Origin of the sequence: Zafaria sp. Z1313 (assembly GCF_050563205.1) — a bacterium.
GTDB lineage: Bacteria > Actinomycetota > Actinomycetes > Actinomycetales > Micrococcaceae > JAZDCJ01.
In genome coordinates this window covers 49,248-67,418 of the sequence record NZ_JBNWUK010000013.1, presented here as the reverse complement: position 1 = coordinate 67,418, position 18,171 = coordinate 49,248, and the positions used below count along the sequence as shown (strand labels likewise).

At 73.0% G+C, this 18,171-nt stretch carries 19 protein-coding genes; 17 read left to right on the top strand and 2 right to left on the bottom strand.

Annotation, left to right across the window (positions count from 1 at the left end; all coding sequences use genetic code 11):
• Nucleotides 1-6: 6 nt before the first annotated feature.
• From ACQ3I4_RS12240 to ACQ3I4_RS12215, 6 genes are read left to right on the top strand one after another with little or no spacing between them, the layout of a single operon-like run.
• A complete protein-coding gene (locus ACQ3I4_RS12240; RefSeq protein WP_430633609.1) occupies nucleotides 7-1,326 on the top strand; it encodes a molybdopterin molybdotransferase MoeA in 1,320 nt (439 codons plus the stop codon).
• Nucleotides 1,323-1,829 carry a cyclic pyranopterin monophosphate synthase MoaC gene (gene moaC, locus ACQ3I4_RS12235; RefSeq protein ID WP_329862632.1) on the top strand — a complete coding sequence of 169 codons (507 nt, stop codon included), beginning with the start codon at nucleotides 1,323-1,325 and terminating at the stop codon, nucleotides 1,827-1,829. The genes ACQ3I4_RS12240 and moaC overlap by 4 nt, the downstream gene beginning before the upstream one ends.
• Nucleotides 1,826-2,389: a MogA/MoaB family molybdenum cofactor biosynthesis protein gene (locus ACQ3I4_RS12230; protein WP_329862634.1), complete on the top strand. Its 564-nt coding sequence runs from the start codon at nucleotides 1,826-1,828 to the stop codon at nucleotides 2,387-2,389. The genes moaC and ACQ3I4_RS12230 overlap by 4 nt, the downstream gene beginning before the upstream one ends.
• Nucleotides 2,379-2,840, top strand: coding sequence for a molybdenum cofactor biosynthesis protein MoaE (locus ACQ3I4_RS12225; protein WP_329862636.1), 462 nt, complete (start codon nucleotides 2,379-2,381; stop codon nucleotides 2,838-2,840). The genes ACQ3I4_RS12230 and ACQ3I4_RS12225 overlap by 11 nt, the downstream gene beginning before the upstream one ends.
• A 10-nt stretch (nucleotides 2,841-2,850) precedes the next feature.
• The gene (gene dapB, locus ACQ3I4_RS12220) at nucleotides 2,851-3,621 is read left to right on the top strand and encodes a 4-hydroxy-tetrahydrodipicolinate reductase (RefSeq protein WP_329862638.1); all 771 of its coding nucleotides are present in this window, start codon (nucleotides 2,851-2,853) and stop codon (nucleotides 3,619-3,621) included.
• Complete coding sequence (locus tag ACQ3I4_RS12215) at nucleotides 3,618-4,076, top strand: hypothetical protein (RefSeq protein WP_329862640.1); 459 nt, start codon at nucleotides 3,618-3,620, stop codon at nucleotides 4,074-4,076. The genes dapB and ACQ3I4_RS12215 overlap by 4 nt, the downstream gene beginning before the upstream one ends.
• 108 nt (nucleotides 4,077-4,184) lie before the next feature.
• On the opposite strand, the gene ACQ3I4_RS12210 is transcribed toward ACQ3I4_RS12215, so the two are convergent.
• Nucleotides 4,185-5,459, bottom strand: coding sequence for a heparan-alpha-glucosaminide N-acetyltransferase domain-containing protein (locus ACQ3I4_RS12210; RefSeq protein ID WP_329862642.1), 1,275 nt, complete (start codon nucleotides 5,457-5,459; stop codon nucleotides 4,185-4,187).
• A gap of 63 nt (nucleotides 5,460-5,522) precedes the next feature.
• Between ACQ3I4_RS12210 and dapA the strand changes: the two genes are divergently transcribed.
• From dapA to ACQ3I4_RS12180, 6 genes are all read left to right on the top strand, one after another.
• The gene (gene dapA / locus ACQ3I4_RS12205; RefSeq protein WP_329862644.1) at nucleotides 5,523-6,440 is read left to right on the top strand and encodes a 4-hydroxy-tetrahydrodipicolinate synthase; all 918 of its coding nucleotides are present in this window, start codon (nucleotides 5,523-5,525) and stop codon (nucleotides 6,438-6,440) included.
• Between the two features lie 19 nt (nucleotides 6,441-6,459).
• Nucleotides 6,460-8,160 carry a ribonuclease J gene (locus ACQ3I4_RS12200; RefSeq protein WP_430633617.1) on the top strand — a complete coding sequence of 567 codons (1,701 nt, stop codon included), beginning with the start codon at nucleotides 6,460-6,462 and terminating at the stop codon, nucleotides 8,158-8,160.
• Between the two features lie 61 nt (nucleotides 8,161-8,221).
• The gene (locus tag ACQ3I4_RS12195) at nucleotides 8,222-11,128 is read left to right on the top strand and encodes an FtsK/SpoIIIE family DNA translocase (protein WP_329862646.1); all 2,907 of its coding nucleotides are present in this window, start codon (nucleotides 8,222-8,224) and stop codon (nucleotides 11,126-11,128) included.
• A 9-nt stretch (nucleotides 11,129-11,137) separates the two neighbouring features.
• On the top strand, nucleotides 11,138-11,743 hold the full coding sequence (gene pgsA, locus ACQ3I4_RS12190) for a CDP-diacylglycerol--glycerol-3-phosphate 3-phosphatidyltransferase (RefSeq protein ID WP_329862648.1): 606 nt from the start codon (nucleotides 11,138-11,140) through the stop codon (nucleotides 11,741-11,743).
• Complete coding sequence (locus tag ACQ3I4_RS12185; protein WP_329862650.1) at nucleotides 11,740-12,231, top strand: CinA family protein; 492 nt, start codon at nucleotides 11,740-11,742, stop codon at nucleotides 12,229-12,231. The genes pgsA and ACQ3I4_RS12185 overlap by 4 nt, the downstream gene beginning before the upstream one ends.
• Nucleotides 12,232-12,393: 162 nt before the next feature.
• Complete coding sequence (locus ACQ3I4_RS12180) at nucleotides 12,394-12,828, top strand: helix-turn-helix domain-containing protein (protein WP_329862652.1); 435 nt, start codon at nucleotides 12,394-12,396, stop codon at nucleotides 12,826-12,828.
• A gap of 101 nt (nucleotides 12,829-12,929) precedes the next feature.
• Here the strand turns inward: ACQ3I4_RS12180 and ACQ3I4_RS12175 are convergent, their stop codons facing one another.
• The gene (locus ACQ3I4_RS12175; protein WP_329862654.1) at nucleotides 12,930-13,421 is read right to left on the bottom strand and encodes a MarR family winged helix-turn-helix transcriptional regulator; all 492 of its coding nucleotides are present in this window, start codon (nucleotides 13,419-13,421) and stop codon (nucleotides 12,930-12,932) included.
• A gap of 60 nt (nucleotides 13,422-13,481) precedes the next feature.
• Between ACQ3I4_RS12175 and ACQ3I4_RS12170 the strand changes: the two genes are divergently transcribed.
• From ACQ3I4_RS12170 to miaA, 5 genes are all read left to right on the top strand, one after another.
• Nucleotides 13,482-13,703 carry a DUF3046 domain-containing protein gene (locus ACQ3I4_RS12170; protein ID WP_329862656.1) on the top strand — a complete coding sequence of 74 codons (222 nt, stop codon included), beginning with the start codon at nucleotides 13,482-13,484 and terminating at the stop codon, nucleotides 13,701-13,703.
• A 202-nt stretch (nucleotides 13,704-13,905) separates the two neighbouring features.
• On the top strand, nucleotides 13,906-14,958 hold the full coding sequence (recA, locus tag ACQ3I4_RS12165; RefSeq protein WP_329862658.1) for a recombinase RecA: 1,053 nt from the start codon (nucleotides 13,906-13,908) through the stop codon (nucleotides 14,956-14,958).
• Between the two features lie 5 nt (nucleotides 14,959-14,963).
• Nucleotides 14,964-15,599 carry a regulatory protein RecX gene (locus tag ACQ3I4_RS12160; protein ID WP_329862660.1) on the top strand — a complete coding sequence of 212 codons (636 nt, stop codon included), beginning with the start codon at nucleotides 14,964-14,966 and terminating at the stop codon, nucleotides 15,597-15,599.
• Nucleotides 15,600-15,628: 29 nt separating this feature from the next.
• Nucleotides 15,629-17,155 carry a tRNA (N6-isopentenyl adenosine(37)-C2)-methylthiotransferase MiaB gene (miaB, locus tag ACQ3I4_RS12155; RefSeq protein ID WP_329862662.1) on the top strand — a complete coding sequence of 509 codons (1,527 nt, stop codon included), beginning with the start codon at nucleotides 15,629-15,631 and terminating at the stop codon, nucleotides 17,153-17,155.
• A 98-nt stretch (nucleotides 17,156-17,253) separates the two neighbouring features.
• Nucleotides 17,254-18,171 carry a tRNA (adenosine(37)-N6)-dimethylallyltransferase MiaA gene (gene miaA, locus ACQ3I4_RS12150; protein WP_329862664.1) on the top strand — a complete coding sequence of 306 codons (918 nt, stop codon included), beginning with the start codon at nucleotides 17,254-17,256 and terminating at the stop codon, nucleotides 18,169-18,171.

The window sequence follows — 18,171 nt, the reverse complement described above, 5'->3', positions numbered from 1 at the left end:
GTGGCCATGGAAGCCACCTTCCGGCGCTCGGCCGCCGAACACCGCGCCGCCGTCGAACGGCTGCTGGACGGGCTGCCGGCGTCCCTGGGAAGCGAGACCGTGCCCCTCGGGCACGCGTTGGGACGCACCCTGGCCGCCGCGGTCGCGGCACCGCGCGCCCTGCCGGGCTTCGACAACTCCCAGATGGACGGATACGCCGTCCGGACCGCCGACCTCGCCTCCGGCCGCGCCCTGCCGGTCGCGGCGCCGATCCCCGCCGGTGCCGCTGCCCCACCGCTTGCGCCGGGCACGACGGCACCGATCATGACCGGCGCCATGGTCCCCCGTGGCGCGGACGCCGTCGTCCCCGTCGAGGCCGCCGACCCGCCCCGCTTTCCCGACTCGATCCGCCGCGCCCCGTCCGCGGCTTCCGGCACGGGAGGGGCCGGAGCCGCCGCCTCCGCGCCGGTGGTCCGCGAGGACGACGGCGGGGCCAGGGTCCTGCTCCCGGCCGATGTCCCGGCGGGGCAGTTCATCCGCCGCGCCGGATCCGACATCGGCGAGGGCGCCGAGGCCCTGCCCGCGGGCTCCTACCTCAGCGCGGCCCGACTGGGGCTGCTGGCAGCGCTCGGCGTGGACGGGGTGCGCGTGCTGCGCCGGCCCCGCGCGGTGCTGCTGTCGACGGGGGACGAGGTCGTCCGCCCCGGGGCCCCCCTGGCCGCGGGGCAGATCCACGACGCCAACACGACGCTGTTGGCGGCCTCCCTGCAGGCCGCCGGGTGGGACGTGGCCGGGGCCGGCCTGCACGCCGACGACCCGGAGTCCTTCGCCGGGCACCTCGCCCGGGCCGTGGACGGGGCCGATCTGGTGATCACGAGCGGCGGCATCAGCCAGGGCGCCTACGAGGTGGTCAAGCAGGCCCTGGCCGGCCACGGGATCGCCTTCGGCTCCGTCGCCCTGCAACCCGGAGGACCCCAGGGCGCGGGCCTTCTGCGGCTCCCGGGCCGGGAACCCGTCCCGCTCCTGGCCTTCCCCGGCAATCCCGTGAGCACCTACCTCAGCTTCGAGCTCTTCCTGCGGCCCGCGCTCGTGCACCACCTCGGCCTCCCCGGCCGGCCCCTCGTCGACGCCGTCCTGACCCAGGCCCTGACGGGTTCGCCGTCCGGCAAGCTGCAGGCCCGCCGCGCCCGCTACGACGCCGGATGCGTGGCACCGGTCGGCGGGCCCGGGTCCCATCTGCTCCACCCGCTCTCCCAGGCGAACGCCCTCGTCCTGGTCCCCGCGGACGCAGGCGGCGTCGACGCCGGCCGGACCGTCCAGACCCTCCTGATCGGAGAGAACCCGTGAACGAACCCCTCCCGGACCCGGCGCTGAGCCACGTCCGCGCGGACGGCAGCGCCCACATGGTCGATGTCTCGGACAAGGCGTCCTCCTCGCGCACCGCGCGGGCCCGCGCCGTGCTGCGCACCCGGCCCGACGTCGTCGCGCTCATCGCCGACGGCGCCCTGCCCAAGGGAGACGCGCTGGCCACGGCGCGGATCGCCGGGATCATGGCCGCCAAGAAGACCCCGGAGCTCGTGCCGCTGTGCCATCCGCTGCCCCTTTCCAAGGCGTCGGTCGAGCTCGATCCGCGCCCGGACGGAACCGTCCTCATCACCGCGGAGGTGAAGACCCGCGGGGTCACGGGGGTCGAGATGGAGGCCCTGACCGCCGCGTCCGTCGCCGCGCTGACGCTCTACGACATGATCAAGGCCGTCGACAAGCACGCCGTCATCGACGGGATCAGGGTCCTGGCCAAGTCCGGCGGCAAGAGCGGCGACTGGGAACTGCCGGGGGAGGGCCCGGAATGAGCGCCCCCCGACCCGCACCGTCCTCCGGGGGAACCGCGCCCTCGCCCGGCGGGGCCGGGCGGACGCCGGACACGACGGGCCGGGTACCGCGGCGGGCCGCGGTGCTCATCGCCTCCACACGCGCCGCCGCCGGGATCTACGAGGACCGGACGGCCCCCATCGTCACCGCGTGGCTGCGCGGGCACGGCTTCGAGGTCGCCGACCCCGTCGTCGTGGCCGACGGCGAACCCGTCCGGACGGCCCTGCGCCGGCTCCTGGCCGATGGACCCCGCGTCGTCCTCACGAGCGGCGGCACGGGTGTCGGCCCCGACGACGCCACGCCGGAGATGACCCGTCCGCTGCTCGAGCGGGAGGTGCCGGGAATCATGGAGGCCGTGCGGGCCGCCGGCCGGGAGAAGACCCCGCACGCCGCCCTCGGCCGGGGCCTCGCCGGAACCGCGGGGTCGACGTTCATCGTCAACCTCCCCGGATCGCCGCGCGGCGTCACCGACGCGCTGGCCGTCCTCGACCCGCTCATCGGGCACCTATGCGATCAACTGGAGGGCATCCATGGACACTGAAACCGGCACCGGGCCAGCGCCCGGAACCGTCGTCTTCGCCGGAAGCAGCGCGGAGCCGATCGACACGGAAACGGCCTGGGCCGCGGTCGAGACCGAGGCGAGCGGCGCCGTCGTCGTCTTCGGGGGAGTGGTGCGCAACCACGACCACGGGCGCGGCGTCCTGAAGCTGAGCTACACGGCCCACCCCGACGTCGACGAGCGCCTGCGGGACCTCGCCCGCGACGTCGCGGCACGCCATCCCGGCACCCGGCTCTGGGCCGCCCACCGCGTCGGCGAACTGGCCGTCGGGGACGCCGCGCTCGTCGCCGCGGCCGCCTCCGCGCACCGCGCCGAGGCCTTCGAGGCGTGCCGCGACCTCGTCGAGGCCGTCAAGCACGGCGCGCCGATCTGGAAGGAGCAGTTCTTCGACGACGGCGCCACGGAGTGGGTGGGGCTCGAGGATCGGCGATAGCCTAGGGGGCATGACTTCCCCCCGCATCGCCGTCGCCGTCCTCGGTGCCTCCGGCCGGATGGGCGCCGAGGCCGTCCGCGCCGTCGAGGCCGCCCCCGACCTCGAGCTCGTCGCGGCCCTCGGGCGCAAGGACCCGCTCCAGGCCGTGCTCGACGCCGGCGCGAGCCACGTCGTGGACCTCACCGTCCCGGACAGCACCGAGGCCAACGTCCGCTTCGCCATCGAACACGGGCTCCACGCCGTCGTCGGCACGACCGGCTGGACGCAGGCCCGCCGCGCCGCGCTCGCGGAGGCGCTGGCCGCCCATCCGGAGACCGGCGTGCTGATCGCCCCGAACTTCGCGCTCGGCTCCGTCCTCGCGAGCGCCTTCGCGGCCCAGGCGGCCCGCTACTTCGAGTCCGTCGAGATCATCGAACTGCACCACCCCCACAAGGTCGACGCCCCCTCCGGCACCGCCGTGAGGACCGCCGAGCTGATCGCCCGCTCCCGGGCCGAGGCCGGGGTGCCCGCGAGCCCCGACGCGACCGAGACGGAACGCGACGGCGCCCGCGGGGCCGACATCGACGGCGTCCACGTGCACTCCGTGCGGCTCAGCGGGCTCGTGGCCCACCAGGAGGTCCTCCTCGGCGGGCCCGGGGAGCAGCTGGTCCTGCGCCACGACTCGTTCGACCGCGCCTCGTTCATGCCCGGAGTGCTGCTCGGGCTGCGCACCGTGGCCTCCCGCCCGGGGCTCACCTACGGCCTCGACGGCTACCTGGACCTCGGCGGACCCGGGGCATGAGGGTCCGCCTCTGGGTCGCGGCCATCCTGGCCCTGTTCGTCCTGTACCTCGTGGCCAGCTTCACGTCCGCCGTGCGCTTCCTGCAGGCCGAGGAACCCGTCGCCAAGGCCATCGGCGCCGGCGCCCTCGTGCTGCCGGTCATCGGCGTCTGGATCCTCATCCGGGAGGTGCTCTTCGGTGCCCGGACGCAGCGCATGGCCCGGATCCTGGAGGCCGAGGGGCTCCTGCCCGTCGACGACCTGCCCCGCCGTCCGTCCGGCCGGATCGTCCAGGAGGCGGCCGACGCCGACTTCGTCCAGTACCGGCAGGAGGCCGAGGCGAATCCGACGAGCTGGCGCTCCCTGCACCGGCTGGCCCTGGCCTACGACGCGGCGGGAGACCGCGGCCGGGCCCGGCAGACCATGAAGGGCGCGGTCGGGCGCTTCCTCGCCTCGCCCGACGCCGCCCGGAAGTAGCCCGCGAACCGGAGCCGGCCGGAGGCCACGCGCCGCCCGATGCCGGCCGTTGGCCACGCGCCGCCCGATGCCGCCCGGACGTTGTCCGGTGGGCGGACGGCCGGGCGCTCAGCTCCGTCCGGACCCCGCCGCCGCCCGCGCGGCCGCGTGCACGGCCGCCTCGAGGGGACCGCGGGTCCCGGCCCACTTGACCGCGATGCCGGCTAGAAGGGCCACGACGGCGTACCACGCGTACAGCTCGACGCGGGGCATGGCCGCCGTCGCGCCGCTGAAGACGTCCAGGGCCACGAGGTGGGCCGAGTACAGGGTCAGCGTCGCCGCACCGGCCCCCGTCAGCGGCCACAGGAGGGCCTCGCCGACGCCGCCCAGCAGCGCCGAGAGCGCCAGGCAGGCCAGCTGGCACGCCCCGAGCACGGCCACGGCGGTTCCCGCGACGTGGAGGACGTCGAGGGGCGAACCCGTGTGGGGTGCGGCGACGGCGAACCACCAGGGGCTGTCCTCGATGCCGCCGAGGCCCTGGCCCGTCGCCAGCCCCAGGCGCAGCCCTGCCGCGTCGATCCCGGCCGCGCCACGCAGCGACTCCTGCGCCGCCGCCGACGCGGTCAGGACAGCCGACGCCGCCCGCGCACCCAGCGCGGCCGCCGCGCCCGCAACGAGCAGGCCGAGCGCCACGGGAGGACGGTTGAGCTCCAGGCGTCCCACCGCGAGCCCGAGGAGCACGAATCCGGTCCACACCACCACGGGGTAGTAGCCCGTCACGAGCAGGTCCGCGGCAAGCGTCGCGGGGCGCAGCAGGTCGGCGAACACGGGCGAGCCGCCGACATCCGGCGGCGAGACGGCGGCCCGGACGAGCGGCAGCAGCACGAACAGGAGGACGGGGGAGAGGACGAGCCACCCGGCCGCCCAGGCGGACAGGGCCCTCGCGGAAAGCCCCAGGAACGGGATCGCCAGGAGGAACAGGAGCCCGTAGTGGACCAGGATCACGGCGATGTGGGTGTCCAGCATCCCCGTTCCGAAGCCGAGCACGGCGATGAGGAGCGCGCGCACGGCCACGCCCCGGCGCGTCGCCGCGAGCCGCGGCCCGCGCCGTCCCGCCGCCCCACCGGTCAGGAGCGCGAGGCCGACGCCCGCGAGCACGGCGAAGAGGGCCGACGCCCGGCCGGCGAAGAGGACCGCGGCCCACGTCGGCTCGAGCGAGCCGTCCGTCGACGCCCCCGGGATGCCGCCCGCGCCCGTCCCCGCGAAGTCCGGGGCGGACAGCGGGACGATGTGCGTGGCCATCATGCCCAGCAGGGCCAGGCCGCGGGCCGCGTCGACCCCGGGGATGCGCGCCCGGGCACCGCTGCGCGATCCAGCCGCGTCCGGCGTCGTGCTCTTCGTCATGTTCACAGCCTAAGCGCGGCCGCGGAGGGCGCCGGGCGGGCCCGGAAGTGTAACGTGGGAATCATGTCTGATTCCGCATCCGGGACCCCGCGCCACGACTACCCCTTCGGCACCCTCGGCACCGCCATGGTCACGCCGTTCACCGTCGACGGAGCCGTCGACTACGCCGAGGCCGCCCGGCTGGCCGGACGCCTCGTCGACGACGGCTGCGACAGCCTCGTCGTCACGGGCACCACGGGGGAGACCTCGACGCTGACGGACGAGGAGAACCTCGGCATGTTCCGCACGGTCGTCGAGGCCGTCGGCGGGCGCGCGAAGGTCATCGCCGGGTCCACCACCAACGACACCGCCCACTCGGTCCGCCTCTCCCGCGAAGCGGCCGCGCTCGGCGTCGACGGACTGCTCGTCACGGCGCCGTACTACAACAAGCCCAGCCAGGCCGGCGTCCGGGCCCACGTGCTCGCCGTCGCCGACGCGACCGAGCTGCCCGTCATGGTCTACGACATCCCCGGCCGCGCCGGGATCGAGATCACCGCCGAGACCCTCATCCGGCTCGCGGAACACCCTCGCATCGTCGCGCTCAAGGACGCCAAGGCCGACTACCAGTCGACGACGCGCGTCCTCGCGAAGACCGACCTCCACGTCTACTCGGGCGACGACGGACTGACCCTGCCGCTCATGGCGGCCGGGGCGAAGGGCGTCATTTCCGTCACGGCGCACGTCGCGACGCGCGCCTACCGCCGCCTCGTCGACGCGATGCTCGCCGGCGACCTCGAGACCGCGCGCCGCCTGCACTTCGAGCTGGACCCGGTCCAGCGCGCCGTGATGACCCACGTCCAGGGTGCCGTCGCCGCGAAGACGATCCTCAAGTGGCAGTCCGTCCTGCCCAACTCCGTGGTCCGCCTGCCGCTCGTGGAGCCGGACGAGGCCGAGCTCGCGCCCGTCCGCGCCGACCTCGCCGAGGCCGGGTGGGACTTCTAGGAGGAGGCGGACGATGAGCATGGATTCCGCGGCCCGGTTCCAGGACGCCAGCGAGGGGGCGCCGCCGCCGCTCGAGGACGGCACGCTGCGGATCGTCCCGCTCGGCGGGCTCGGCGAGATCGGCCGCAACATGGCCGTCTTCGAGATCGACTCGAAGCTGCTCATCGTCGACTGCGGCGTGCTCTTCCCCGAGGAGTTCCAGCCGGGCGTGGACCTGATCCTGCCCGACTTCGGCTACCTCCGGGACCGGCTCGACGACGTCGTCGGGCTCGTCCTGACGCACGGCCACGAAGACCACATCGGCGCCGTCCCGTACCTGCTCCGGCTCAAGCCGGACATCCCGCTCATCGGCTCGCAGCTGACCCTGGCGCTCGTCGAGGCGAAGCTCGCCGAGCACCGCATCACCCCGCTCGCGCTCGCCGTCGCCGAAGGCGACCGCGAGCGGCTGGGGCCGTTCGAGTGCGAGTTCGTGGCCGTGAACCACTCGATCCCCGATGCCCTGGCCGTGTTCATCCGCACGGCCGCCGGCACCGTGCTGCACACGGGCGACTTCAAGATGGACCAGTTGCCGCTCGACGGCCGCATCACCGACCTGCGCGCGTTCGCGCGCCTCGGCGAGGAGGGCGTGGACCTGTTCATGCCCGATTCCACCAACGCCGACGTCCCCGGCTTCACGACGGCCGAACGGGAGATCGGCCCCGTCCTGCAGTCGCTCTTCGGCCGCGCCTCGCGGCGCATCGTCGTCGCCTCCTTCTCCTCCCACGTCCACCGCGTCCAGCAGGTGCTCGACGCCGCGGCCCGGCACGGGCGCAAGGTCGCCTTCGTGGGGCGCTCGATGGTGCGCAACATGGCGATCGCCGCCCGGCTCGGCTACCTCGAGGTTCCCGAGGGCATCCTCGTCGACGTCAAGGAGGTCGAGAAGCTCCCCGACGACCGCGTCGTCCTGATGTCCACGGGCTCCCAGGGCGAGCCGATGGCCGCCCTGTCGCGGATGGCGAACGGCGACCACCGCATCGCCGTGGGCCCGGGGGACACCGTGATCCTGGCGTCGTCGCTCATCCCGGGCAACGAGAACGCCGTCTTCCGCATCATCAACGGGCTCATGCGGCTCGGGGCCGACGTGGTCCACAAGGGCAACGCCCGCGTCCACGTCTCCGGCCACGCCTCGGCGGGCGAGCTGCTCTACTGCTACAACATCCTGCGGCCGCGCAACGTCATGCCGGTGCACGGCGAGACGCGGCACCTCATCGCCAACGGCCGCCTCGCCGAGCAGTCCGGGGTCGCCGCGGAGAACGTCCTCCTGACCGAGGACGGCTCCGTCGTCGACCTCCGGGACGGGCGGGCGCGGATCGTCGGCCGCGTCGACTGCGGATTCGTCTACGTCGACGGCTCCAGCGTCGGCGACGTGACCGACGACGACCTCAAGGACCGCCGCATCCTCGGGGAGGAGGGCTTCATCTCCGTCGTCTCGGTCGTCAACCGCCAGACCGGATCGATCGTCTCCGGTCCGGACATCCACGCCCGCGGCGTCGCGGAGGACGAGTCCGTCTTCGAGGAGATCAAGCCGCGGATCGCGGCGGCGCTCGAGGAGGCCGTGCGCTCCAATCCGGACCACACGACCCACCAGCTGCAGCAAGTGGTGCGCCGGGTGATCGGGTCCTGGGTCAGCCGCAGGCTGCGCCGCAAGCCGATGATCGTCCCCGTGGTCCTGGAGGCCTGAAAACGGGCGCCGGCGGCGTGTGGATCCCCGGATTTCCGCGCCGATTCGGTACGGTGGCCCTATGGCGACCCGTACTTCCCCCAGCCGGTCGGCGGCCTCGAGCCGCTCCGGAACCGGCAAGACCGGGGCGCGCAGCACGTCGAAGGGCACGTCCGCGCGCTCCGGCCGGCAGCGCACCCCGGCCGCCCCGGACCCCGTAGAACACGACCTCCCGCTGCCCTTGCGCGCCGTGCGCGCCTCGTGGATGAGCCTCGCCCGGATCGTCGGCGGCGCCTTCCGCAAGATCGGCCGCGACGTGCGGCCAGAGCGCGACGTCCGGCGCGACGGGACGGGACTGTTCCTCGTGATCGTGGCGGTCGTCGTCGCGAGCGTCGAATGGTGGGGGCTGCGCGGCGTCGGCTGGTACGGGACCACCGTGCACAACGTCTTCGGCGGGACCTTCGGCTACTTCGCCGTCGTGCTGCCCTTCGTCCTGCTCATCGGCGCCTTCCGGCTCTTCCGCTACCCGGAGGACGACCGCACGAACGGACGCGTGGGCATCGGCCTGTCCCTCGCGATGGCCTCCGGCTCCGGGATCGCCCACGTCGTGGCCGGCGTGCCCTCGCTGAGCGACGCCCTCGACCAGTTGTGGGCCGGCGGCGGCATCGTCGGATTCCTCATGACCTCTCCCATCGCCGCGGTCGCGACGCGCTGGGGCGCCCTCGCGGTGATGATCGCGTTGGCGTTCCTGAGCCTGATGATCGTCACCGCCACGCCGTTCCGCCACATCCCCTCGCGGCTGCGCCAGGGCTACGAGTGGCTCATGGGCCAGCCCGCGGGCGGCGGCCACGATGCCGGCGACGGATCCGCCGACGGGCACGACCAGAGCTACCTCTACGAGCGCGACGGCTCGAAGAAGCCGAAGAAGACGCGGCGCAAGCGCGGGATCTTCGGCCGCGGCGCGGACGAGGCCGCGGACGACGACGGCTACGCGGGCGACGAGGCCTACGACCACGCCGTGATCCGCGAGGAGGACGAGCGGGCGGAGGCCGCGGCGACGACGCGCCTCGACCCCGTCGCCGCCGAGGCGGCCGCGCCCGCCGTGCGGCCCGGCGTCAAGCGGCCCACGGCCGCAGAGAAGGCCATGGAGAAGGTCAAGCAGGACGTCGGCATCGCGCCCCGGGAAACGGGCGGCGAGCCCGTCACCGAGGCCATCGACACCGTCGCGCTCTCCGCACTGAACCGCGCCGGCGACGCCGTGCCGGCGGTCCCGTCGACCCCGGTCGCCCAGCCGGCGCCCCTGGCGCCCATCCCGCAGCGCACGGAGCAGCTCCAGCTCTCGGGCGACGTCGCCTACACCCTGCCCGAGTCCGGGTTCCTGCCCTCGGGGCCGCCCGCCAAGGAGCGCTCGGAGGCCAACGACGCCGTGGTGGCGGCGCTCACGGAGACGCTCGACCAGTTCAAGGTCGACGCCCAGGTGACCGGATTCAGCCGCGGCCCCACGGTGACCCGCTACGAGATCGAGCTCTCGCCGGGAACCAAGGTCGAGCGCGTGACGGCCTTGAGCAAGAACATCTCCTACGCCGTGGCCTCATCCGACGTGCGCATCCTCTCTCCCATTCCGGGCAAGAGCGCGATCGGCATCGAGATCCCCAACGCCGACAAGGAGGTCGTGGCCCTCGGCGACGTCCTGCGCTCCAACGCCGCCCGCAAGACGGACCACCCGATGGTGATGGGCGTCGGCAAGGACGTCGAGGGCGGCTTCGTCGTCGCCAACCTCGCGAAGATGCCGCACATGCTCGTCGCCGGCGCGACCGGTGCCGGCAAGTCCTCGTTCGTGAACTCGATGATCACCTCGATCCTCATGCGCGCGACCCCGGACGAGGTCCGCATGGTCATGGTGGATCCCAAGCGCGTCGAGCTCACGGCCTACGAGGGCGTCCCGCACCTCATCACCCCGATCATCACCAACCCCAAGAAGGCCGCCGAGGCCCTGCAGTGGGTGGTGCGGGAGATGGACACGCGCTACGACGACCTCGCCAACTACGGCTACAAGCACATCGACGACTTCAACAAGGCCGTCCGCAACGGCAAGATCGTCCCGCCCGAGGGCTCCAAGCGCATCGTGAAGCCCTACCCCTACCTCCTGGTCATCGTCGACGAGCTCGCCGACCTGATGATGGTCGCGCCGCGCGACGTCGAGGACTCGATCGTGCGCATCACCCAGCTCGCCCGCGCCGCGGGCATCCACCTGGTCCTGGCCACCCAGCGCCCCTCGGTCGACGTCGTGACGGGCCTGATCAAGGCCAACGTGCCCTCGCGCATGGCGTTCGCGACCTCCTCCGTCACCGACTCGCGCGTGGTCCTGGACCAGCCCGGCGCCGAGAAGCTGCTCGGCCAGGGCGACGCCCTCTTCCTGCCCATGGGGGCCTCGAAGCCCATGCGCGTCCAGGGCGCCTGGGTCACGGAATCGGAGATCCACCGGGTCGTCGAGCACGTCAAGGGCCAGCTGCAGGCCGTCTACCGCGAGGACGTCGCCGTCGAGGCACCCAAGAAGGAGATCGACGAGGACATCGGCGACGACCTCGAGCTGCTGCTGCAGGCCACGGAGCTCGTCGTCACGACCCAGTTCGGCTCGACCTCGATGCTCCAGCGCAAGCTCCGCGTCGGCTTCGCCAAGGCCGGGCGCCTCATGGACCTGCTCGAGTCCCGCGGCGTCGTCGGGCCCTCGGAGGGGTCCAAGGCCCGCGACGTGCTCGTCAAGCCCGACGACCTGCCCGGGGTCCTGGCGACGATGCGCGGGGAGGAGGCCCCGGCGTCGTCCGACGACGCCCCGGCCCGCGAGGCCGCGCTGGCGGAAAACGCCAATGCCAACCACTACGGGACCGACCTCGTGGCCGAGGACCTCGAGCAGCGCACCCAGGCCGTGGACTACTACGACGGCGACGACGGCGATTCCGAGGACGCCTGGGACCTCACCGGCAGGTAGCCTGATTCCGTGAGCCCATCGACCCCGGACGAGGCGCCGGCACCCGTCCCGACCCTGAACATCGCCAACGTCCTGACGACGCTGCGGATCCTCATGGTCCCGCTCTTCGTCTGGTTCCTCGTCCTCGACGGCCAGGAGTACGGCCTGTGGCGCTGGCTCGCCGTGGCCGTGTTCGCCCTCGCGATGTACACGGACAAGCTCGACGGCGACCTCGCGCGCAGCCGCGGCCTCATCACCGACTTCGGCAAGATCGCCGACCCCATCGCCGACAAGCTCCTGACGGGCTCGGCGCTCGTGGTGTTCTCGCTGCTGGGAGAGCTCTCGTGGTGGGTGACCATCCTCGTCCTCGTCCGGGAATGGGGCATCACCGCGCTGAGGATCGTCGTGATCCGCTACGGGGTCATCCCCGCGTCGAAGGGCGGCAAGATCAAGACGGTCGCGCAGACGGTGGCGATCTTCCTCTACCTGCTGCCCTTCACGCACACGCTGGAGTGGCTCGGTGTCATCGCGCTCGCGGCCATGCTCGCGGCGGCCGCCATCACGCTCTACACAGGCGTCGAGTACGTCGTCCAGGCGCTCAGGCTGCGCGCCGCGGCGCGGAAGGCGGCGCCGTGACCACGCGGCCGGCGGCCCAGGGGCTCGTGGAGCGGGCGGCCGCCCTCGGGCTGACCGTGGCCACCGCCGAGTCCCTGACGGCGGGCATGGTGGCCGCCGCGATCGCCGACGTCCCCGGTTCCTCGGCGGTGCTGCGCGGGGGAGTCGTCTCCTACCACAACGACGTCAAGCACGGGCTGCTCGGCGTCGACGAGCGGCTCCTGGCCGAGCGCGGATCCGTGGACCCCGTGGTCGCGGAGCAGATGGCCAGCGGGGCCCGGCGCGCCTGCGGTGCCGACTACGCGGTCGCGACGACGGGAGTCGCCGGCCCGGCGGCGCACGATGGGCGCGAGGTCGGCACGGTGTACCTGGGCCATGCCGGGCCGGGCGGCTCGGGGAGCCGGGAGCTTCGTCTCGACGGCGGGAGGCAGGAGATCCGCGCGGCAGCCCGCGACGCGGCGCTCGCGCTCCTGGGCTCGCTGCTGCCGCAGGCTCCGCCGTCCACATGATGTCCTGGACGCTGGCACGGGGCGCGCGGCTATGGATAGGGTGGAAGGCGCGGGAACAAAACCCGTCCTTCGTCAGTTGAATGGATCGAGGGCCGCAACCGGATGCGGCCCCCGAACTGATCGTCAAGTAGGCGTGAGGACCGAAGGAGTAAGGCTTAACACATGGTCAAGCAGCCCGTCACAGTCAACGGCGTCGTCCGCTGGCAGGATGTGGGATTGACAGAAGATGCCCGTCGCGACCAGAAGGAGCGCAAGATGGTTGTCCTACGCCACGAAATCGGCGACGTCCTCCGTGATGTCCGCCAGCGCCAGGGCCGCACCCTGCGCGAAGTCTCGCACGACGCCCGCGTGTCCCTCGGCTACCTCTCCGAGGTCGAGCGCGGCCAGAAGGAGGCCTCGTCCGAGCTGCTCTCCTCGATCTGCGGGGCGCTCGACGTCCCGCTGTCCCTGATGCTCCGCGAGGTCAGTGACCGTGTCGCCCTCGCGGAAGGCGTCGAGGTCCCGGACACCGTGCCCTCCGAGCTGTCCTCCGAGTTCGGCACGCTGCCGCGCGAGTGGGCCGACGGGGTGGCCAACGGCCTCGCCTCCAGCCGCTGACCGGCCGGCCGCCTCCGCGGAGGACGGCCGCAACCGCAAAGGGCCCGCCATCGGCGGGCCCTTTCGCATGCCGCCCCGCGGCCGGCGCCCCGGGGAAGCGCCTACTGGGGGTCCTTGAGGTAGGACTCGTTCAGGCGCGTCAGGAGGGCAGCGAGGCGGCTGAGGTCGTCGACGTCCCACTCGGCGAGCTGCTGCAGGAAGACGAGCCGCCGAGCGGCCTGCGCCGCCTCCAGCTGACGGGCCCCGGCCTCGGTGAGCGTGATCGCCTGGGCCCGGCCGTCGGCGGGATCGGCGTCCTTGCGCACCACGCCGAGCTGCTCGAGCATCGCGACCTGCCGGCTCACCGACGGCTTGCCGACACCGATCTCCGCGGCGAGGTCCGTGAGCCTCAGGCTCCCACGGCGCTGGAGGGTCCGGAGCAGGCCGTAGGCGCCGGGTTCCATGTCGGGGTGGACCTGCCGGGCGACCTTGTTTCCGTTGGCGCGGGCCCTCCGCCACAGCATGCTCAGCTGCTCTTCCATGTCGTGCACGGCCTGGAGGCGTTCCGGCCCCGGCGCGGGGGCCGTGGGTGACGGCAACGCTGTATCGGTCATAGCGACCATCTTAGGGCCGGTGCCGGGGATGTCACAGCGGCTCCGTGGGAGAATGGAGGCGTGCGCAATAGTGACTTCTGGCGGTTGATGGACGACGAGTTCGGGGCCGGGTACTCCCGCCTCCTGGCGGAGTCGCTCGTGTTGTCGTCCCTGGGCGGGAGGACCCCGATGGAGGCGCTGGCCGCGGGGACGGCACCGAAGAACGTCTGGCGCGCCGTGTGCGAGAAGCAGGACGTGCCCGAGGAACGGCGCCTTGGGCGGGACGTCGCGCCCAAGCCGTAACGGGCCGGCGGCGACACGCCGGAGCCCTTGATCGAAGATGTGTTCGGATCAACGATAGGCTCCTCACAGGGAAGCGAAGGCCACGCAGACTGCCCGCCCCATCCACAAGTGGATCCCGTGGACCCAAATCGTCCGGGGCGGACCGTAGCGTGGGTCGTGACATCAAGCAGGCCGGCAGGCCACGAGACAACCGAGGTGAACAATGGCCGCAGGAACGGATCGCGAGAAGGCCCTGGAGGCAGCTCTCGCCCAGATCGACAAGCAGTTCGGCAAGGGGTCGGTGATGCGCCTGGGCGACGACACGCGCGCGCCGATCGAGACGATCTCCACGAGCTCGATCGCCCTGGACGTGGCCCTCGGGATCGGCGGCCTGCCGCGGGGCAGGGTCGTGGAGATCTACGGGCCGGAGTCGTCCGGCAAGACGACCGTCGCGCTGCACGCCGTGGCGAACGCGCAGAAGAACGGCGGCATCGCCGCGTTCATCGACGCGGAGCACGCGCTGGACCCGGACTACGCCAAGAAGCTCGGCGTCGACACCGACGCCCTCCTGGTCTCCCAGCCGGATACCGGCGAGCAGGCCCTCGAGATCATGGACATGCTCGTGGGCTCGGGCTCGCTCGACATCATCGTCATCGACTCCGTCGCGGCGCTCGTTCCCCGCGCGGAGATCGAGGGCGACATGGGCGACAGCCACGTCGGCCTGCAGGCGCGGCTCATGAGCCAGGCGCTGCGCAAGATCACCGGCCGGCTCAACCAGACCAAGACGACCGCGATCTTCATCAACCAGCTCCGCGAGAAGATCGGCGTGTTCTTCGGTAGCCCGGAGACGACGACGGGCGGCAAGGCGCTCAAGTTCTACGCTTCCGTGCGCATCGACGTCCGCCGCATCGAGACGCTCAAGGAGGGCACCAACGCGGTGGCCAACCGGACCCGGGCCAAGATCGTCAAGAACAAGATGGCGCCGCCGTTCAAGCAGGCGGAGTTCGACATCGTCTACGGGCACGGCATCTCCCGCGAGGGCGGCCTGATCGACATGGGCGTGGAGGAGGGCTTCGTGAAGAAGTCCGGTGCCTGGTTCACCTACGACGGAGACCAGCTCGGCCAGGGCAAGGAGAACGCGCGCCGGTTCCTGCGCGACAACCCGGACCTCGCGGACGAGCTCGAGCGCCGGATCAAGGAGAAGCTCGGCATCGGCAAGGCGCCGGAGTCCGGTTCGGGTGATCTGCAGCTGCGCGCCGTCGGCGGCGACGACTAGCGGCAGTGGGCCGCGGACTCGACTGGGGCGGGCTCGGAACGGAAGGCGACGGAACGGATCCGTCCGGGACGCCCCGGGACCGCGACCTCCCCGGCGACCGGCGCGGGCCCGGCGTCCATGACCGTAGCGGCGACCGGCGCGGGCCAGACGCCCACGACCGCTCCGGTGCCGCGGCCGATCCCGAGGCGCAGGCCAGGGCCATCGTCCTGCGCCAGCTGACCGGTTCGGCGAAGAGTAGACGCCAACTGGAGGACAAGCTCGCCGCGCGCGGGATCTCCCCGGCGGTCGCCGGCGGCGTCCTGGACCGCTTCGAGGAGCTCGGACTGGTCGACGATGCGACGTTCGCCGCGTCCTGGGTCGCCGGGCGCTCCCGCAGCCGCGGCCTGGCGCGGACGGCGCTGCGGCGCGAGCTCGCCGAGAAGGGCATCGACCCGGAACTCGCCGAGGCCGCCCTGGAGCAGCTCGACGACGAGGACGAGGACGAGCAGGCACGCGAACTCGTGCGAAAGCGGCTGCGCACCGGCAGCGCCGGCGGCGACCGGGACACGCAGCTCCGGCGGCTGGTCGGCATGCTGGCCCGCAAGGGCCACGCGCCGGGCCGCGCCTACCGGGTCGCGAGCGAGGTCCTCGACGAATCCTGAGCGGGGGCCCGGTTGGGTACCCTTGAGGGGTGAGTTTGACGATTCCCGATACCGACCCCGGCCGCACCGGCAGCGACGCGCGCACCTACGAAGTGCGCACGTTCGGCTGCCAGATGAACGTGCACGACTCCGAACGGCTCGCCGGCCTCCTCGAGGGTGCAGGGCTCGTGCGCAGCGAGGACGCGGACGAACCGGCCGACGTCGTGGTCTTCAACACCTGCGCGGTCCGCGAGAACGCCGACAACAAGCTCTACGGCAACCTCGGCCGGCTGGCCCCCGTCAAGGAGCGCCGGCCGGACCTGCAGATCGCCGTCGGCGGATGCCTCGCCCAGAAGGACCGTGAGACGATCCTGCGCAAGGCGCCCTGGGTCGACGTCGTCTTCGGCACCCACAACGTCGGCTCCCTCCCCGCCCTGCTCGAGCGCGCCCGGCACAACAACGAGGCCCAGCTGGAGATCCTGGAGTCCCTCGAGGTCTTCCCCTCGACCCTGCCGACGCGCCGCGAGTCAGTGCACTCGGGCTGGGTCTCGATCTCCGTGGGCTGCAACAACACCTGCACCTTCTGCATCGTGCCCTCCCTGCGCGGCAAGGAGCGGGACCGCCGTCCCGGCGACGTCCTGGCCGAGATCGAGGCCCTCGTCGACGACGGGGCGATCGAGGTCACCCTGCTCGGACAGAACGTCAACTCCTACGGCGTCGAGTTCGGCGACCGGCTCGCGTTCGGCAAGCTGCTGCGGGCCTGCGGCGGCATCGACGGCCTCGAGCGCGTCCGGTTCACGAGCCCGCACCCCGCGGCCTTCACCGACGACGTCATCGACGCCATGGCCGAGACGGACAACGTCATGCCGCAACTGCACATGCCCCTCCAGTCGGGTTCGGACCGCCTGCTCAAGGCCATGCGCCGCTCTTACCGCTCCTCCCGGTTCCTCGGCATCCTGGACCGCGTCCGCGAGCGCATCCCGGGCGCCGCGATCTCCACCGACATCATCGTGGGCTTCCCCGGCGAGACGGAGGAGGACTTCCAGGCCACGCTCGACGTCGTCGAGCGTTCCCGCTTCGCGAGCGCCTTCACCTTCCAGTACTCGCAGCGCCCCGGAACCCCGGCGGCGAGCCTGCCCGGGCAGCTGCCGAAGGCCGTGGTGCAGGAACGCTACGAGCGCCTCGTCGCCCTGCAGGACCGGATCAGCGCCGAGGAGAACCAGCAGCAGGTCGGCCGCGAGGTCGAGGTCCTCGTCGCCGCCCAGTCCGGCCGCAAGGCCGAGCAGACCCACCGGCTCAGCGGCCGCGCCCGCGATGCGCGGCTCGTCCACTTCAGCGTGCCCGAGGGGGCCGGGGTACCGCGGCCGGGCGACCTGGTCACCGTCCCCGTCACGGACGCCGGGTCCTTCCAGCTCCTTGCCGATCCCGCCGGCCCCGCCGACTACCGACTGCGCCGCTCCCGCGCCGGCGACGCCTGGGACCGCGCCCAGGCCGAGTCCTGCGGCGTCCCCGCGCCCGCCGGGTCCGGAAGCGGCGGCGTGTCACTGGGCATGCCTGCCCTCCCGCCGCGTCGTTGAGCGGAAACCGGCCGTCCCGGTCCGCGGAAGGGGCCGCGGGTCCCTCGGCCGCCCCCGGCGGGCCGTCCCGGCCCGCGGAACCGGATGAACGACCCGTCGTGATCGCCGTCGTAGGGCCCACGGGCACCGGGAAGTCCGACCTCGCCATCGAGCTGGCGCTCCGGCTCGGCGGCGAGGTCGTCAACGCCGACGCGCTCCAGTTCTACCGGGGGCTCGACATCGGTACCGCCAAGCTCGCCCCCTCCGAGCGCCGCGGCGTCCCGCACCACCTGCTCGACGTCCTCGACATCCACGAGGAGGCCAGCGTGGCGGCCTTCCAGGACCATGCGCGCGCCGCCTTCGACGACATCCAGTCCCGCGGCCTGCACCCCGTCCTCGTCGGCGGCTCCGGGCTCTACGTCCGCGCCGCGCTCGACGTCATCGAGTTCCCGCCCACGGATCCCGCCGTGCGCCGGCGGATCGAGGGGGAGCTCGATGCCCGGGGCGAGGCCGTGCTGCGCGCCCGGCTCGCGGCCGTGGACCCGGACTCCGCCGCGCGGATCGGCGACGCACGCCGGCTCGTCCGCGCGCTCGAGGTCCACGAGCTCACCGGCCGCCCGTTCAGCGCCTTTATGCCGACGCGCAACTATGCCCGTCCCGCCGTCCAGCTGGGCCTGAGGATGGAGCGCGCCGCCCTCCACGAACGGCTCGGAGCGCGCGTGGAGCACATGGTCGACGCCGGCCTCCTCGAGGAGGTCCGCCGGCTCGACGCCGCCGGCCTCCGCGGGGGCCGTACCGCCTCACGGGCCATCGGCTACGCCCAGTTCCTCGCCGTGCTGGACGGGACCCTCGACGTGCGCGCCGCGGTCGAGGAGACCGCCACGGCCACCCGCCGCTTCGCCCGCCGCCAGATCACGTGGTTCACCGCCGATCCGCGCGTGCACTGGCTCGACGCCACCGACCCGGAGCTGCCCGCCCGGGCCGCGTCCGCCGTCGTACCCTTCCCTCATTCGCCCACCGGAGCCCCGCCCGCCTAG

What these genes read in the sequence shown, in the direction of transcription:
- dapB (WP_329862638.1), top strand. Translation starts at nt 2,851, where the DNA reads ATGACTTCCCCCCGCATCGCCGTCGCCGTCCTCGGTGCCTCCGGCCGG.
- ACQ3I4_RS12225 (WP_329862636.1), top strand. Translation starts at nt 2,379, where the DNA reads ATGGACACTGAAACCGGCACCGGGCCAGCGCCCGGAACCGTCGTCTTC.
- ACQ3I4_RS12175 (WP_329862654.1), bottom strand. Translation starts at nt 13,421, where the DNA reads ATGACCGATACAGCGTTGCCGTCACCCACGGCCCCCGCGCCGGGGCCG.
- ACQ3I4_RS12210 (WP_329862642.1), bottom strand. Translation starts at nt 5,459, where the DNA reads ATGACGAAGAGCACGACGCCGGACGCGGCTGGATCGCGCAGCGGTGCC.
- dapA (WP_329862644.1), top strand. Translation starts at nt 5,523, where the DNA reads ATGTCTGATTCCGCATCCGGGACCCCGCGCCACGACTACCCCTTCGGC.
- ACQ3I4_RS12195 (WP_329862646.1), top strand. Translation starts at nt 8,222, where the DNA reads ATGGCGACCCGTACTTCCCCCAGCCGGTCGGCGGCCTCGAGCCGCTCC.
- ACQ3I4_RS12230 (WP_329862634.1), top strand. Translation starts at nt 1,826, where the DNA reads ATGAGCGCCCCCCGACCCGCACCGTCCTCCGGGGGAACCGCGCCCTCG.
- ACQ3I4_RS12200 (WP_430633617.1), top strand. Translation starts at nt 6,460, where the DNA reads ATGGATTCCGCGGCCCGGTTCCAGGACGCCAGCGAGGGGGCGCCGCCG.
- ACQ3I4_RS12240 (WP_430633609.1), top strand. Translation starts at nt 7, where the DNA reads ATGGAAGCCACCTTCCGGCGCTCGGCCGCCGAACACCGCGCCGCCGTC.
- ACQ3I4_RS12180 (WP_329862652.1), top strand. Translation starts at nt 12,394, where the DNA reads ATGGTCAAGCAGCCCGTCACAGTCAACGGCGTCGTCCGCTGGCAGGAT.
- recA (WP_329862658.1), top strand. Translation starts at nt 13,906, where the DNA reads ATGGCCGCAGGAACGGATCGCGAGAAGGCCCTGGAGGCAGCTCTCGCC.
- ACQ3I4_RS12215 (WP_329862640.1), top strand. Translation starts at nt 3,618, where the DNA reads ATGAGGGTCCGCCTCTGGGTCGCGGCCATCCTGGCCCTGTTCGTCCTG.